The 16,352-nt window shown below is 60.5% G+C and carries 15 protein-coding genes; 9 read left to right on the forward strand and 6 right to left on the reverse strand.

Annotation, left to right across the window (positions count from 1 at the left end; all coding sequences use genetic code 11):
* The first annotated feature begins 63 nt into the window (after positions 1-63).
* The 7 genes from KSY82_RS00950 to KSY82_RS00980 all read left to right on the forward strand — a co-directional run bounded on the left by KSY82_RS00950 (position 64) and on the right by KSY82_RS00980 (position 5,734).
* Entirely contained in the window at positions 64-1,284 is a 1,221-nt protein-coding gene (locus KSY82_RS00950) for a peptidylprolyl isomerase (RefSeq protein ID WP_217749890.1), read from the forward strand.
* Positions 1,285-1,338: 54 nt separating this feature from the next.
* Complete coding sequence (locus tag KSY82_RS00955; protein ID WP_006235801.1) at positions 1,339-1,782, forward strand: GatB/YqeY domain-containing protein; 444 nt, start codon at positions 1,339-1,341, stop codon at positions 1,780-1,782.
* Between the two features lie 250 nt (positions 1,783-2,032).
* Positions 2,033-2,764, forward strand: coding sequence for an amino acid ABC transporter ATP-binding protein (locus KSY82_RS00960; protein ID WP_022094215.1), 732 nt, complete (start codon positions 2,033-2,035; stop codon positions 2,762-2,764).
* Positions 2,765-2,772: 8 nt separating this feature from the next.
* Positions 2,773-3,648 carry a transporter substrate-binding domain-containing protein gene (locus tag KSY82_RS00965; protein WP_217749891.1) on the forward strand — a complete coding sequence of 292 codons (876 nt, stop codon included), beginning with the start codon at positions 2,773-2,775 and terminating at the stop codon, positions 3,646-3,648.
* Positions 3,649-3,673: 25 nt separating this feature from the next.
* Positions 3,674-4,420 carry an amino acid ABC transporter permease gene (locus tag KSY82_RS00970; RefSeq protein WP_217749892.1) on the forward strand — a complete coding sequence of 249 codons (747 nt, stop codon included), beginning with the start codon at positions 3,674-3,676 and terminating at the stop codon, positions 4,418-4,420.
* Positions 4,421-4,423: 3 nt separating this feature from the next.
* Positions 4,424-5,062, forward strand: a complete 639-nt coding sequence (locus KSY82_RS00975; RefSeq protein ID WP_006235796.1) for an amino acid ABC transporter permease — start codon at positions 4,424-4,426, stop codon at positions 5,060-5,062.
* Positions 5,063-5,110: 48 nt separating this feature from the next.
* On the forward strand, positions 5,111-5,734 hold the full coding sequence (locus KSY82_RS00980; protein WP_117746190.1) for a cytidylate kinase-like family protein: 624 nt from the start codon (positions 5,111-5,113) through the stop codon (positions 5,732-5,734).
* Positions 5,735-5,858: 124 nt separating this feature from the next.
* Here the strand turns inward: KSY82_RS00980 and gltA are convergent, their stop codons facing one another.
* The 6 genes from gltA to glmU form a co-directional block, all read right to left on the reverse strand.
* Entirely contained in the window at positions 5,859-7,268 is a 1,410-nt protein-coding gene (gene gltA / locus KSY82_RS00985; RefSeq protein ID WP_022094914.1) for an NADPH-dependent glutamate synthase, read from the reverse strand.
* Entirely contained in the window at positions 7,259-8,098 is an 840-nt protein-coding gene (locus tag KSY82_RS00990) for a sulfide/dihydroorotate dehydrogenase-like FAD/NAD-binding protein (RefSeq protein WP_117716181.1), read from the reverse strand. The genes gltA and KSY82_RS00990 overlap by 10 nt, the downstream gene beginning before the upstream one ends.
* 372 nt (positions 8,099-8,470) lie before the next feature.
* Complete coding sequence (gene pth, locus KSY82_RS00995) at positions 8,471-9,100, reverse strand: aminoacyl-tRNA hydrolase (protein ID WP_217749893.1); 630 nt, start codon at positions 9,098-9,100, stop codon at positions 8,471-8,473.
* 351 nt (positions 9,101-9,451) lie between these two features.
* On the reverse strand, positions 9,452-10,468 hold the full coding sequence (locus KSY82_RS01000; protein WP_254881649.1) for a putative endonuclease domain-containing protein: 1,017 nt from the start codon (positions 10,466-10,468) through the stop codon (positions 9,452-9,454).
* Positions 10,469-11,030: 562 nt separating this feature from the next.
* The gene (locus KSY82_RS01005; RefSeq protein WP_022094252.1) at positions 11,031-12,017 is read right to left on the reverse strand and encodes a ribose-phosphate diphosphokinase; all 987 of its coding nucleotides are present in this window, start codon (positions 12,015-12,017) and stop codon (positions 11,031-11,033) included.
* Positions 12,018-12,208: 191 nt separating this feature from the next.
* Positions 12,209-13,621, reverse strand: a complete 1,413-nt coding sequence (gene glmU, locus KSY82_RS01010) for a bifunctional UDP-N-acetylglucosamine diphosphorylase/glucosamine-1-phosphate N-acetyltransferase GlmU (protein ID WP_195544072.1) — start codon at positions 13,619-13,621, stop codon at positions 12,209-12,211.
* A gap of 199 nt (positions 13,622-13,820) precedes the next feature.
* On the opposite strand from glmU, the gene KSY82_RS01015 reads away from it, so the two are divergent.
* Positions 13,821-14,708, forward strand: a complete 888-nt coding sequence (locus tag KSY82_RS01015) for an energy-coupling factor transporter transmembrane component T (RefSeq protein ID WP_225094074.1) — start codon at positions 13,821-13,823, stop codon at positions 14,706-14,708.
* Complete coding sequence (locus tag KSY82_RS01020; protein WP_006235786.1) at positions 14,708-16,351, forward strand: ABC transporter ATP-binding protein; 1,644 nt, start codon at positions 14,708-14,710, stop codon at positions 16,349-16,351. The genes KSY82_RS01015 and KSY82_RS01020 overlap by 1 nt, the downstream gene beginning before the upstream one ends.
* Position 16,352 lies beyond the last annotated feature (1 nt).

A 16,352-nucleotide genomic window follows, 5' to 3' on the forward strand; every position in this document is an offset into this window, starting at 1 on the left:
TGCCGCGGGGGCTGCGTTGTGACACAATGGCGTTTGTTCGATTCGTGATGCGAAAGGCCAAACATGGCAAATAAGAAAAAGAACCCCGAGGTCGCGCCGACGTCCGAGCAACGGTCCCGCGCTGCCTCCAGCTCTCGCAAGAAGCAGCGCAAGACGTACGTGTCTAAGACCGTCAAGATCGTTCTGGTGGTCATCGGCGTGCTGGCGATGCTGCTTTCCGTCTCGGCGATGGCGTGCTCCGGCCTTATGTCGCAGGCTGAGGACACCTCGGGCTACAAGCTGACCGGCGGTGTTGCTGCCACTATCAACGGCACCAACCTTACCGAGGACACCGTGACCAAGCAGATCATGAGCATGCGCACGTCCTACGGCTACACCAAGGATGAGGATTGGGCGCAGTATCTGGTTGACAACGACCTCACGCCCAAGAAGTACCGCAAGCAACTCATCGACTCCTACACGCAGCAGATTCTGCTTCAACAGGCACAGAAGGAGAACGGCGTGACGGTGTCGGACGAGGAGGTCGAGAAGGCTTGGAAGGACGCGTGCAAGAGCGCGGGCGGAGCCAAGGCCTTTAAGAAGACCCTCAAGACCTACGGCTATACCGAGGACACCTACAAGGACTCGCTCAAGGAGAGTCTGGCGCAACAGAAACTCAAGGATGCCGTCGCGCCCACGAGCAAGCCCAAGGACAGCGAGATTGTCGATTACATCAACGAAAATCTGTCCAGCTACAACGACGCCCGCCGCTCGTCGAACATCCTGATCAAGGTTGATTCCGACGCTTCCGACGAGGACAAGGCTGCCGCCAAGGCCAAGGCGCAGGAGTGCCTGGACAAGATCAACTCCGGTGAGCTGAGCTTTGAGGACGCCGTTGAGCAGTACTCCGAGGACACCGGTTCCAAGGAGAAGAAGGGCGATGTGGGCTGGGATAAGCTCACCACCTTTGTCGACAGCTACCAGACGGCGCTCGAGGGACTCAACAAGGGCGACGTGAGCGAAGTCGTCGAGTCGACCTATGGCTACCACATCATCAAGTGCACCGACTACTTCCATGTCGATAATCAGGTTGATGACATCAACCAGGTGCCCAAGGACATCAAAAAGTACGTCTCCAACGTGGTGAAGACGCAAGCGGCCAGCACCGCGTACAGCGAGTGGCTGGAGCAGTACAAGAAGGATGCCGACATCACCGTCAACCCCATGCCCAAAGACGTACCCTATAACGTGAGTCTGAAGGGTGTCACCAAGAGTTCGACCGACGATTCGTCGACGACTGAGTAATCATGGGGCGGTGCTCGCGCGAGTGCCGCCCACACTATTGAGGAGGATTTGCAGATGACCAACGAAGAGCTGCAGAAGGAAATGATTGCGGCCATGAAGGCCAAGGACAAGGTTCGCCTGTCCATCATTCGCCAGGTTAAGGCCGAGGTGAAGAATATCGAGGTCAATGAGCGCCGCGATGTGACCGAGGAAGACGTCAACAGCATGATCAAGCGTCTGATCAAGCAGACGAGCGAGACGCTGGAGATGTCCATCAAGGCCGGCACCGACCAGGAGCGTACCGACAACCTGACCGAGCAGGTCAAGATTCTGGAGAGCCTGCTGCCCGCGCAGGTTTCGGGCGAGGAGCTCGAGGCCCTGATCGAGCAGGTTATCGCCGAGCTGGGCGCCACGTCCAAGAAGCAGATGGGCCAGGTTATGGGCGCACTCGGCAAGGCCACCGGTGGCAACTTCGATAAGCCGGCCGCGGCAAAGATCGTCGGAGCCAAACTCGCGTAGGGGCCGAGCGGTACATAGTTGATGTTTAGGGGGGGGCGTGGCCGTCATGGTCGCGCCCCTTTTTGCTGGGCTGGGCACTCATTGGGGACAGGCTTAAATGAGTGCCCAATGAGCAGGTACTCATTTAAGTCTGTCCCCAATGACTAGGTGGAAGGTTGCGGGTTCTTTACGGGAATGTAGTGTGGGCTGCGGAAACGTGATTCTTTCCGTACAATAGTTCAACTCGTGTAAACGCAGGGAAGGGACATTCATGGCAGACATGATCGAGATCAAGCATCTCAACAAGTACTTTGGCGACCTACATGTGCTCAAAGATATCAACCTCACCGTCAAACGCGGCGAGAAGCTCGTAATGATCGGGCCTTCCGGCTCGGGTAAATCGACGCTCATCCGTTGCGTCGATTATCTGGAGGAGCCCACGTCGGGCGAGGTTGTCATCGACGGTACGCCGCTCACCAAAAAGAATCACCTGGAGATGGCTCGCAAGTATAGTTCCATGGTGTTTCAGCAGTTCAACCTGTATCCCAACATGACGGTGCTGGGCAACCTGACGCTCGCGCCCATCAAACTGCAAAAGAAGAGCAAGGAGGAGGCGACCGAGATCGCCATCGCTGCGCTCAAGCGCGTCGGCATGGCACATAAGGCCGGCGAGTATCCGCAGAATCTCTCGGGTGGTCAGCAGCAGCGCATCGCCATCGCCCGTGCCCTGTGCACCAAGCAACCCATCATCCTGTTTGACGAGCCGACCTCGGCGCTCGACCCCGAGATGGTCCAGGAGGTTCTGGACGTTATGATTGAGCTCGCGCAGGAGGACATCACCATGATCTGCGTGACGCACGAAATGGGCTTTGCGCGCCAGGTGGCCGACCGCGTCATCTTTATGGAGGACGGTCGCATTCTGGAGGAGGGCACGCCCGAGCACTTCTTCGACAACCCCGAGAACCCGCGCTGCCGCGAGTTCCTGTCCAAGATTCTGCACTAGGCGCGGTGATGGACATGACGGATATGATGAGGGCGGCCGTGTCGCGCCGTCATTTTTTGCAGCTGGCGGGCGCCGGCATGCTTGCGCTGACGGGGACCGCGCTTACCGGTTGCGGCAACTCCACCAGCGGCGAGGGCTCCGACAAGGGGTCTAAGCTTGCGGCCATTAAGTCGCGTGGCCATCTGAATGCCGGCGTTAAGAAGGACGTTCCCGGTTACGGCTATTACGACACCGCCAAGGGCCGCTTTGAGGGCATGGAAGTCGATTTGTGCTACCAGATCGCCGCTGCCGTCTTTGGCGTGAGCTACAAGGATGCCCGTGCCCAGGAGCTTGTCGAGTTTACCGACGTAACGCCCAAGACGCGCGGCCCGCTGATCGATAACGGCCAGCTCGATGTGGTCGCGGCGACCTACACCATCACCGACGAGCGCAAGAAGAGCTGGGATTTCTCGACGCCGTACCGCACCGACTACGTGGGACTCATGGTCAAGAAGCGTTCGGGTTTTACCTCGATTGAGGACCTGGACGGCAAGATCATCGGCGTGAGCCAGGGTGCTACCACGCAGGGCCTGATCGAGCAGATGATTAAGGACAACGGCTTTAGCTGTAAGCCCGAGTTTAGGGCCTTTAGCGGCTACCCAATCATCAAGAGTTCGCTCGACGCCGGCAATATCGACGTCTTTGCCATGGACCGCTCCACGCTGGCCGGTTACATGAACGAGACCGTTGAGCTGCTGCAGCCCGAGGTCAAGTTTGGCGAGCAGGGCTACGGCGTGGCGACCAAGAAGGGCTGCGACCTTTCGGCCGTGGTCGATCAGGTGATTTGCGATCGCCTGGCCGACGGCTGGCTCGACCAAGAGGTCAAGACCTGGGGTCTTGTATAGGCGCATCGTCCAAGGAAGGAATCAAATGCTCGAAGGATTATTTGACGCCGACCGTTGGTCGACGACATTTCAAAACATGGGGCCCTTCTGGGAGGGCTTTGGCGTGACGCTACAGGTGGTCGTTGCCGGTCTGCTGCTGTCGCTGGTGCTGGGCACGCTACTGGGTGTGTTCTCTACCACTCGCTCGCGCGTGTTGCGCGCCATAAGCCGCGTGTACGTGGAGTTTTACCAGAACACCCCGTTGCCCGTGCAGGTGCTCTTTATGTACATGGCCGGACCGCAGTTTTTGCAGGCCATAACCGGTGCCGACCAGCCGGTGCGCATCGCGCCGTTCGTGCTGGGCTTCTTGGGCGTGGGTCTGTATCACGCGGCCTACATTTCGGAGGTCATCCGCACCGGTATCGAGGCGGTTCCGCGCGGTCAGATGGAGGCGGCCCAGAGCCAGGGCTTCACCCGTGCGCAGGCGTACTGGTACATCGTGCTGCCCCAGACATTCAAGATCATTTTGCCGCCGCTGTGTAACCAGGCGCTCAACCTGGTCAAGAACACGTCGGTGCTGGCACTTGTGGCCGGCGGCGACCTTATGTACCGTTCCGACAACTTTGTGAGTCTGTATGGTTACCTGCAGGGATACATCGTCTGCTGCCTTATGTACTTCATCATATGCTTTCCGCTCGCCATGCTGGTGCAGTGGCTCGAGCGCCGCTCCAAGGAGCGTCTGCGCGCCGTGCGCCTGGCCGAGCTGGGGCTCGACAACGTAGAGGAGGCCTAGCGCATGGAAATCTTCAACGCGACCAACCTGCTCTACATTTGGGGCGGCTTTGTTAAGACCATCGAGATCTCGGCGCTGTCGATCTTTTTCTCGCTCATCTTTGGCACGGTACTGGCGCTCGTTAAGAGCTATGCGCCCCGCCCGTTCCGTATTTTGGTAAGCGCCTATATCGAGCTGTTCCGTTGCACGCCAAACCTGCTGTGGATCCTGTTTATCTACTTTACGGTGCAGGGTTTGGACATTGTGATTTCGACCATCGCCTTTACGCTGTTTACCAGCGCCGTTATGGCCGAGATTGTGCGCGGCGGCCTCAACTCGATTCCGCGCGGCCAGTTTGAGGCGGCGCAGAGCCAGGGCTTTGGCTTCTTTGCCACCATGCGCTACATCATTCTGCCGCAGACGTTTAAGACGATCATTCCGGCGCTGTTTAGCCAGTGCACGACCGTCATCAAGGACAGCTCGTATCTTTCGGGCATTAACGTGGCCGAGCTCATGTACACGGCTAACGTCGTGATGGCCCACGCGATCGACCTGTCGCAGGTGCTTATGCTCTACGGCCTGGTGTTTGCGATGTACTTTGTGCTCAACTTTGGTATCTCGCTGCTGGTTCGCGCATATCAGAGGCGAATGGTGGCAGCGTAGAATGTGGCAAAGGGACAGCCCCTTTGTCACATAGAGAAAGGAATCGCGATGAGCGATCTGGAGAACAAGAAGAATCCTGTGGTCATTACCATCGCGCGCGACTTTGGCGCCGAGGGCCACGAGATTGGTCGTATCCTCGCCGATGAGCTGGGGATTCCGCTGTACGATAACGAGCTGCTGGTGCGTGCTTCGCTGCGCGCGGGCGAGTCGCTCGACAAGATGGCCGCCTACGACGAGCGCCTGGCCGTGGAGAACATGGCGTTTCTGCCCGACCGCTACGATGCGCGTTCGTACTCGGACAAGTTGTTCCAAAAGATGAGCCAGGTGATTTTGGATCTGGGTGAGACCGAGAGCTGCATTATCGAAGGCCGTCTGTCCGATTATCTGCTGCGCAACAACCCCAACCACATCGCCGTGCTGGTGACTGCGCCCTTTGAGGACCGCGTCGAGATCGTGCGCAAGAAGCGCGGCCTCAACAAAAAGAAGGGCGCCAAGCTGGTCAAGCAGCAGCAGAAGGCGCGCGAGGCGTTCTATAAGCGCTACAGTGCCGGAAAGTGGAAGATGACGAGCGGTAAAGACATCGTCGTCAACCGCGCCAAGCTGGGCCGCGAGGGTTGCAAAGACGTTATTGCCGCCGCCTACCGCTACAAGGTGGCGCAGCTCGAAGACTAACCGACCAAAACCACCACGAAGGCGCCGCCCCTTTATGGTGGTCGGGCGGCCGGCATAGAAAAAGTCCCCGCCGGGCGTGTGCTCGACGGGGACTTTGCCATTTGATGGCTAGCGCTGCGGATGATTACTCGCCCAGCAGGCTTTTGGTGATGGAAGCGGCGGCCTTCTTGCCGGCGCCCATCGCCAGAATGACCGTTGCGGCACCGGTGACGATGTCGCCGCCGGCCCAGATACGGGGATCGGTGGTCTGGCCGGTCTCCTCGTCGGCAACGATGTAGCCCCACTTGTTGAGCTCCATCTTGCCGCCGATCTTCTTTGCGAAGGGGTTGGCGTTGGTGCCGATAGCCGAGATCGCGACGTCGCAGGGGATCTCCTCGATGGCGCCCTCAATGGGCACCGGACGACGGCGGCCGGACTCGTCGGGCTCGCCGAGCTCCATCTTCTGGACCTTGACGGCGCACACGGAGCCGTCCTCGCCAGCGACAAACTCGAGCGGGGAGACGAGCGGCAGAACCTCGACGCCCTCGGCCTTGGCATGGTGCAGCTCGGCGCGACGGCAGGGCATCTCATCCTCGGTACGACGGTAAGCGATGATGGCGTGCTCGGCGCCCAGGCGCTTGGCAGTACGGACGGCGTCCATAGCCACGTTGCCGCCACCAAAGACGACGACGTTCTTGCCGTGCTTGGTGGGGGTGTCGTACTCGGGGAACTTGTTGGCCTTCATCAGGTTCACGCGGGTGAGGTACTCGTTCGCGAAGAAGACGTTGGGCAGGTTCTCGCCGGGGACATTGAGGAACTTGGGCAGGCCAGCGCCGGTCGCCACGTAGATGGCGTCGAAGCCCTGCTCGAACAGCTCCTCGGCCGTGGCCATGTTGCCCACGACGGAGTTGTACTCAAACTTGACGCCCATGTCCTCCAGGCCGTCAATCTCGCGCTTGACGACTGCCTTGGGCAGACGGAACTCGGGGATGCCGTAGACCAGCACGCCGCCGCCGGTGAAGAAGGCCTCAAAAACGGTAACGTCAAAGCCGTTGCGGGCGAGCTCGCCGGCGCAGGTGATGCCGGACGGGCCGGAGCCAACGACGGCGACCTTCTTGCCGTTCTTGGGGGCCATCTTGGGCGTGGAAGCGAGCTCGGGGCGGTCACCCAGGAAGCGCTCGAGCTGGCCGATGGCCACGGGCTCGGACTTCTTACCACGGATGCACTTGCCCTCGCACTGGTTCTCCTGCGGGCAGACGCGGCCGCAGATGGCGGGAAGCATGGAGTCCTCGCGGATGGTATCGAGAGCGCCGCCGAAGTCCTTCGCGCGGATCTGCTCGATAAAGCGGGGGATGTTGATGTTGACGGGGCAGCCCTCAACACAGAACGGCTTCTTGCAGTTGAGGCAGCGCTCGGCCTCGGCCAGCGCCATCTCCTCGGTGAAGCCCTTGTCGACGGGGCGGAAGTCGCAGGCGCGCTCGGCAGCCGGCTCCTCGTTATCGGGGGTGCGGGGCGACTTCATATCGGCAACGAAACGACCGTTAACTAGTGGCATGCGCAGCTCTTTTCCTCATAGGCCTTGAGGGACTCGCCCTCTTCGGAACGGTAAGCGGCCTGGCGGGCACGAAGGTCATCCCAGTCGACCAGGGTGGCATCGAAGTCGGGGCCGTCGACGCAAGCGAACTTGGTCACGCCGCCCACCTCGACGCGGCAGCAGCCGCACATACCGGTGCCGTCAACCATGATGGGGTTGAGCGACGCGGTGATGGGGGTGTTGTACTTCTGGGCGGTGAGGGTCGAGAACTTCATCATCGGAACGGGGCCGACGCAGAAGACCTGGCTCACGGCCTTGTCCTGCAGCAGGCGCTCCAGCGGAGCGGTGACAACGCCCTGCTCGCCGTAGGAGCCGTCGTCAGTGGTGATGTGGATGTGGTCCTCGTCGAGGAGCTCGCGGAACTGGTCCTCCATGAGCAGGAGGTCCTTGGTGCGGGCGCCCATGATGGCGTGCACCTCGTGGCCGGTCTCGACCAGGTGCTTGGCGACCGGGAAGGCAATTGCTAGGCCGACGCCGCCGCCAATGACGGCGCAGGGGCCCTCGGCCATCTCGGTGGGAACGCCCAGCGGGCCCACGACGTCGCGCAGCGACTCGCCGGCCTCGTAGGTGGACAGCATCTCGGTGGTCTTGCCGATCACCATGAAGATGAACTCGACCCAGCCCTCGTCACCGTTCCAGCCGGCCAGGGTAAACGGGACGCGCTCGCCCGTCTCGTTGGCGCGAACCATGAGGAACTGTCCAGCGTGCGCATGCTTGGCGATTGCGGGCGCCTCGATGCGGAACTTGAACACCTTCTCCGAGAACTGCGTCTTCTCCAGGATCTTATACATAGAACCCCTCTCTTGTTAGGGCTGCCGAACCGTGCCTCCACGGAAATGGACGGTAGCCCGAATAAAACCGTACGCGCACAGGCGTTGTGCAGACATACGGTGCAAATTATACCCTCATGGCAATGTCGCTTACGTGTATCTTTGGCGGTTGGGAGCAGGGTTTATCCACTTTGGCCTACCAAATAGGGGCAGGTTTATTTTGGTCAGTTTTATCGGGTAAAACGGCAAAGGGGGCCGGCCTCGGGTTGTGATGAGGCCGGCCCCCTTTGGAGCGCTGCATACGTATGGCGGCACAAGGTTTATTGCGACGCGGCTGCCGCGGCGTTTCCGCAGATAAAACCTGCCAAAATAAACATCCCTAAATGGTAGGTTTTAGTGCTTGCCGTTGGCGGAGGCGGAGCCGTTTACGTGATCGCGGGCGTAGATCACGCCGTGGACGATGGCCAGACCGGCGGCATCTGCGGCGCGGGTGCAGGTGTCCTGGAAATCCTCGGCCTCGCGGGCGCGTAGCTGCTTGAGCACGTAGTCGGCGACAGCCATCTTGCCGGGAGGGTTGCCGATGCCGGTGCGGATGCGGCTGAAGTCGCGGCTGCCCATCTTGTCGATGATGGAACGCAGCCCGTTGTGGCCAGCATGGCCGCCGCCCACCTTAACGCGTACGTCGCCGGCGGGAATATCGAGCTCATCGTGGATTACGAGTAGCTCCTCGGCCTTGATTTTGTACTCGCGGCAAAGCTTGGAGATGGGACCGCCCGAGGTATTCATGTATGACTGCGGCTTGACCAGTACAATCTGGCGCTTGCCTCCCTCTTCCTCGGGATCGTTGATGTTGATGAGCGCGACCTCGGCGCCTGCCTGGTTTTTCCAGTACGTGACACCGGCCTGACGGGCCAACTCGTCGATTGCTTTGAAGCCAGCGTTGTGGCGGGTCTCGGCATACTCATCGCCAGGGTTGCCAAGCCCGGCAACCATGCGAATCTTAAGCGGCTGTGCAGCTGCCATGTTCATCCTTTCGTTGATTTGTCGCCTGCTATGGTGAGCGACCCTGTTGCCGCTGTCAAATGGAGGGCAATTGAGGTTGTTTGGGGGCGTTTGGACGGCCGTCAAAATCCGAGGTGGACAGTTAGTTCGGATACGTATAAGTTCTGAGGACTCGAATTGCTCAATTCAATGCCGATACGTTGTTTTGGAACTTTAGTTAGTCCATATGACGCTGTTTTGAAGTCTACCCCGCTTTCAAATAGGGCGAATGGTATAGAGATAGCTGCAAAACAGCCTAATTCAATGTGTCTATTTATACGTATTTGAACTAACTGTCCAGCCCTGTTCGACGGCGCACGGGTGATTCGCCGTTTAGACCGGCGCAAGGCCGATTCCGGCCCGCAGAGCGTTGAGCCAAGCGGCCTGACGCTTGCGATAGCCCTTGATGCGATATCGGAATCGGACTCCTGCGAGTCGATGCATCGTTTGGGCGAAGGCTTCGAGTGCAACAAGGTCTTTCATTTGGTCGCGATTGATAACCAGGACGTGGATGCCCATTGCCTTGAGGCCATTATTTCGATTGCCATCGTGGATGCGAGCGTTTTGAAGCTCATGCCCAATTCCGTTGTATTCGTTGTCGACTCCGGCGGCCGGGCAATATAGGTCGCAGATGGCGTAAGGGATGCCGGAGGACATGTTAACCGCAAGAGTGTCGAAGTCGATTCGATAGTTGAGTAGCAGGCCTCCCATGGGCAGGCTGCAACATCCGAATCCGCCAAAGCGCATGGGCGCTCCGAGAACGGCTAACATTAGGGATTCGGCTGGGGATGCAGATCCGGGTCGGGCAAGCTTGACTGCCGTGCGAAACGAGGTGTAGGAACTACTTTTGGCGAAGCGCGCGACCGCCTCGAGATCTTCGATGGTCGTGGCGGGCTCGCATTTGTAGTGCGCCTGTTCGTAGCGGGTTTCGTTCTGCTGTTTGGCTGCCGACTGGCCGCCCAGGCAATCAAGATCGCCCGTCGCTGCGCAGCTATCGCCCTTGGGCCAGATGTCGTCATAGGCGATGGGGTAGGTTGCCTCGGGCGGAAGGGAGTAGGTTCCGAGCAGCTCCATAAGGAGCATCAAGGTTTTGGCGACCGATTCATTTTTAGAACAAAGCATGGCTGTCATGGCAGGAGACGTTGCGTAGATGTCGGCCTCGACGTGCATAATTGCACCTTCAGGAAGAGGAGTGGAGAGAATATGCTGAAGAAGTCGCTTGTCGGGGCGCCTGTTGTCTTCGTTTGAAACGAGAAGATCGAGCAGTTCGGAATCATCTTCATTCCAGGCGTCGAGTATCGAAAGTGCGCCAAAGTCTATCGCGTCATTGTTGGGAATGCAGCCAGCCAAGGCCTGTGCTTGCTGTTCGCTATCAACGGAGTCCCAGGGTAGGGCAGAGTACGCCCGTCGTGCGCGACGAATTGCGCGGAGGGCGGAGAGATGTGAAATCACGGTCGTCATAGCTATAACGTACTAAGTTGGCGGCAGAATGCGACCGCCATACCGTTCTTTTCGCTCAGCGGGGCGCTGCGCGCCATGAACGGCTGGGTGTTATGAAATCGGTGGAATCGGTTGAGGGGATTGCAGGAAATTGAGCTCTGCCGCGAAGGTTGACGATAGCTACTGGACAGTTAGTTCAGATACGTATAAGACGGCGGGCGTTCGAGGCGTTTCTAAGGGCTTTCGAGGGTGATTTGAGGGTAAATATGCGGCGGTCGTACTCGAAAGCGATGAGCTTTGGGCAGTATGGCGTTCGCCGGGGAGCTCAGAAGGCTCAGAACGGCCTTTGGAGCTTTAAAAAAATACGTATCTGAACTAATTGTCCAGGGAAGGTTGTCGAGGGGTAGAAAAAGGGTCGGAAGCGAGCTTCCGACCCTTTAAAAACACCAAAGATGATGAGATGCACGCTGGATTACAGCGCGAAGTCGCCGCCGACGAGCGTGGAGACGGGCTCCTCGTGGTAAACGGCGGAGATGGCCTGAGCGAACTCCTCGGCGACCGAGATGGTCTTGATTTTGCCGCCGACCTCGACGGGAATGGCGTCGGTGACGAGGCACTCGACGATCGGGGCGTCGTTCAGACGCTCGATGGCCGGACCGGAGAAGATGCCGTGGGTGGCGCAGACGTAGATGTCGCCAGCGCCCATAGCCTTGAGCTCCTTGACGTTGGCGCACAGGGTGCCAGCGGTGTCGATCATGTCGTCGTTGATGATGCAGGTCTTGCCCTTGATGTCACCGATGATGCCCATGACCTCGGCGGCGTTGTGGCGCGGACGGCCCTTGTGGGCGATGGCCAGGTCGCAGCCGAGCATGTCGGACAGCTTCTTGGCGGCCTTGGCGCGGCCCACATCGGGGGAGACGACAACCAGGTTGTCGGTGTCGAAGTGCATGTCGTTGTAGTACTGGCCAAACAGCGGCAGCGCGGACAGGTGGTTAACCGGGATATCGAAGAAGCCCTGAATCTGGCCCTGGTGCAGGTCGAGGGTGATGATGCGGTTGACGCCAGCGCGCTCGAGCAGGTTGGCGACGAGGCGGGCGGTGATGGGCTCGCGCGGGCCGGCCTTGCGGTCCTGGCGGGCATAGCCGTAGTGGGTGATGACGGCGGTGATGGAGCGGGCGGATGCGCGCTTGGCAGCGTCGGTGGCGATGAGCAGCTCCATGAGCATGTCGTTGACGTTGCCGCCGGCCACGGACTGAATCAGGAAGACGTCGGCGCCGCGGACGGTCTCGTCGTAGCGGGCGTAAATCTCACCATTGGCGAACTGCTTTAGCGTAAGGCCCGAAAGCTCGACCCCAAGGTACTCAGCGATCTTCTGAGCGAGGGGACGGTTGGAGGAACCGGAATACACGCGGATGGACTTGCGCATATTCTCCGACTTCTCGGGATCATTAATCGGCATTACCCTTCTCCTTTATATCGAATGCCATATAGATGCCTTGTTGCATTGTAACCGCGCGGCGGGGTTTATCGAGTCTTGATAACGTCTTTACCGTCAACGGACACGAACCGACCACTCATCCGGCCGCGCAGGTCAGCATAGAAAAAGGAGCCGTCCCCACGGAAGCGGCTCCTTAGATGCTTGGTAAAACGTTATACCTCGTCGTCCTCGTGCAGGCGGCGGCGATAATCGGCGGCCCAGCCCTCAATATTTACCTGACGGGCGCGGCCCAGACCGAGTGCGTCTGCCGGGACCGGCTCAGTGATGACGGAGCCGGCGGCCACGAGCGCGCCGTCGCCAATCTGGGCGGGCGCGACCATCATGGTATCGGAACCGATGAAGGCATCCTTGCCGATGACGGTTTTGTGCTTGTGTACGCCGTCGTAGTTGCAGGTGATGGAGCCGGCGCCCACGTTGACGCCGGAGCCCATGGTCGTGTCGCCGATGTAGGACAGGTGCGGCACCTTGGAGCCCTCGCCGATCGTGGACTTCTTGATCTCCACGTGCGTGCCGGCCTTGGAGCCGTCGAGCATGTGGGTACCCGGGCGCAGGTAGGCGCGCGGGCCGCAGTCGACGCCGTTCTCGATGACGGCCTCGATGGCGATGGTCTCATCGATGATGCAGCCGCTGCCGACGGTGGTGTCGGTGAGACGGCTGTTGGGGCCGAGCTGGCACTCCTCGCCCACGGTGACGTGGCCGATCAGGTGCGTCTGCGGCCACACGACGGTGTCGCGGCCGATGGTGGCGTCGGGGCCGATCCAGGCCTGCGTGGGGTCGATGAAGGTAACGCCCTCGGCCATCCAGTGCTCGTTGATGCGGTCGCGCGCGATGGCGGTGAGCTGCGCGAGCTGGATGCGGCTGTTGACGCCCAGGCCGTCGCGGTAGTCATCGCAGTGGAAGATGGAGACTGCCTGGCCGTGGCCCTTGAGGATCTCGAGCATGTCGGGCAGATAGTACTCGGACTGCGCGTTGTCGTTGCCGATCTCGTCAATGTGCGCGGCGAGCTGCGCGCCGTCGAAGGCGTAGCAGCCGGCGTTGCACTCGAGCAGCGTGGCGGCCTGCTCGGGTGTGCAGTCCTTCTGCTCGATGATGCGTTCGATCTGGCCGTCGGCACCCAGCTTGATGCGGCCGTAGCCGAAGGGGTCGGGCGGGGTCATGGTCATGACGGTGCAGGCGAGCTCGCCGGTGGCGACGGTCTGCGCGAACTTGGCGACGGTGTCGGCGGTGATGAGCGGCAGGTCGCCGTTGAGCACGACGACGGGGCCTTGCGTGATGCCGCAGGCCTCGAGCGCGACTTTCACGGCGTGACCGGTGCCCAGGCGCTCGGTCTGCTCAACGCACTCGACCTTGGTGGCGCTGTTGGCATAGGCGCCGTCGATGAGGGCGCGCATCTCGTCGGCGTGGCTGCCGATGACGACCACGACGCGGCTGCAGCCGGCCTTGATGGTGGCGTCGACGATCCACTGGACCATGGGCTTGCCCAGGATCTTGTGCGAAACCTTGCAGTGGTTCGACTTCATGCGGGTGCCCTCGCCGGCAGCGAGGATAATTGCGGTTGCGTCCATGTGATCTCCTGTTACGTTATAGAGACGTGTGTTTGGAAACGATACACGGCGCAATATGATACCGCAGGCATATGTTGAGCGCGTAGCGATTGGCTCATGGCGGCCGATGTCGGTGCCGCCGGCGTGGCGTTTGCGCTGCTTGCGTGCGGCGTTGGCGGTGCTGCGGAGCTGTCGTTTGAGCGAGGGGACGGGGGTGCCCGTGGACAACATACAAGAGGAGTTTGGCGGCGAGCCCGTCGCGGCATTCTCGATGTCGCATCCGGCTGTGCCGGCCCTCTACATGGTGCTGACGCTGGGGCTCACCATGTTCTCGATGCAGCCGGTGCTGATTGCGCTGTCACTTGCGGGCGGGCTGGCGTATGGATTTGCGACGCGCGGGGCTGCCCGCACGCTGGGCGCACTCCGCTGGCAGCTGCCGGTGATTTTGATTATCGCGCTGGTCAATCCGCTGTTTAGCGCCTCGGGCTCGACGGAGCTGTTCCGTATTGGCATGCGCGCGGTGTATCTGGAAAGCATGGTATACGGCCTGTGCATGGGCGGGCTGTTTGTGGCGAGCGTGCTGTGGTTTGAGGCCGCGGCGTCGATGCTCGAATACGACAAGGTGCTCGCGCTGCTGGGCAATGCCGCACCGGTGATTGCGCTCATGATCTCGATGTGCATGAGGCTTATCCCGCAGTTTTTACGCCGCGGTCGTACGGTGCTGGCGGTGCAGGATGCGATTGATGTGCCGGGCCGCGCGCCCACCGATCCCGTGCGATCGCGCCTGCGGGCGTCGAGCGTGTTGATGGGCTGGGGCATGGAAGATTCGCTGGAGCGCGCGGACGCCATGCGCTCCCGTGGGTGGGGCGCCGCGACGCGTCGAACGACGTATGCGCGGTATCGGCTGGGGCGCGGCGATGTTGCCGCGCTGGTTGGACTTGCGCTGTTTGGCATGGCCACGACGGCAGTGGCGTGGACTGCGACGATGCAGTATTCGTTTTACCCGCAACTATCGGTGCCGGCGCCGTGGCTGGGCTATGTCGTGTACGCTGCCTGGATGATGCTGCCTTGCGCGTCGCACGCGATTGATGAGAAGAGGTTTGGCTGATGGCTCGGTTGGATAGGAGCTCGGCGGCGGGTGTGGCATATGGCTCGGCCGCGCCGGCGATTGAGGTGCGAGGCCTTAGTTTTGCCTATCCCGGGGCCGAGGCACCGGTGCTCGAGGGGCTTGATTGGCGTGTTTCCCAAGGTGCGTTTGCACTGCTTGTTGGCGGTACCGGTTCGGGCAAGTCGACGCTGCTGTCGCTGCTCAAGCCCGAGATCGCGCCGGCGGGTACGCGCTCCGGCGAGCTGCGCGTGCTGGGCGAGCCCGTCGCCGACATGGATGTGCGGGCATCGGCGGAGCGCGTGGGCTATGTGTTCCAGGATCCCGAGAACCAGATCGTGTGCGAAACCGTGTGGCACGAGATGGCGTTTGGCCTGGAAAACTTGGGGCTAGCACGTGATGAGATGCGCCGTCGCGTAGCTGAGACCAGCTATTTCTTTGGGCTGGAAGATTGGCTTCACCGCGATACTGACACGCTTTCGGGTGGTCGCAAACAGTTGCTGTCGTTGGCGGCCGTTCTGGCGTTGCGCCCGCGCGTGCTGCTGCTCGACGAGCCCACGTCTCAGCTTGATCCGGTTGCGGAGAAGAATTTCCTGCACGCGCTGTTTCGTGTGAATCGCGAGCTGGGCTGCACGGTTGTTGTGGCGACGCATCAGCCGCGGCCGATGCTCGAGTATGCGACGTGTACGTACCGGATTGAGGGCGGTCGCGTGCGCGAGGTGGCGGATATGTCTTCTTTGGGACGCCGAGAATCGCTGTTTTCCGATGACATGTTGGGGTGGGGTGCCATCCGATGTGCAAAAAACGGAGTATTCAGCAGGCGTGAGGACAATTTGGGTTCTCTGGAGCCGCCCGGGGACGTATCGAGCGCGAAAAAAAGTTCGGAATTGGACAAATCGTCCGAATTTGTGGCGCAAACGTCGCTCGAGAACGGCTCGGAAGCCTTCTCGCGCACGGATGGAAGCAGAATACTCCAAAAAATGCACGGCGGGTCGGCTACCACCCTGTCGGAAGGCTGGTTTCGCTACGATCGAGCGTCCGGCTGGGTGTTGCGTGGGCTCGATGCGTCGTTTTCGGCCGGTGCGGTGCATGCGGTTGTTGGCGGTAACGGCTGCGGCAAGTCGACGATGCTCTCGGTGCTGGCGAAGACCGCCAAGCTGCAGCGCGGCCGCATGGTGCGCGGAGCGGCCTCGGCGGCGCTGCTGCCTCAGAATCCCAAAGCATTGCTGGTTGCCGAGACGGTTCGCGATGAGCTGATGGAATGGGCCTCGACCTGCGGATATGACGAGAACTTGGCGCGGGAGCGTGCGGCGAGCTTGGGGTTGTCGGGTCTGGATGGACGCCATCCGTACGATCTTTCGGGCGGGCAGCGTCAACTGCTTGCATTGGCAAAACTGCTGCTAATCGGCCCCGAACTGCTATTGCTCGATGAGCCCACCAAGGGTCTAGACCTGTTCAGCCGCCGCATCATCGCCCGCGCCCTGCGTGACCATGCGAAGGCTGGCGGCACCGTCATCATGGCTACGCACGATTTGGACTTTGCCGAGCAGGTAGCCGACGACGTCGTCATGATGTTTGACGGCGAGATTGCCTGCATGGAGCCGCCGGCCGACTTCTTTGCCGATAACGTGTTTTATAGGGCGTGAT

Origin of the sequence: Collinsella aerofaciens, assembly GCF_019131995.1 — a bacterium.
In the GTDB taxonomy this organism is placed as follows: domain Bacteria; phylum Actinomycetota; class Coriobacteriia; order Coriobacteriales; family Coriobacteriaceae; genus Collinsella; species Collinsella aerofaciens_S.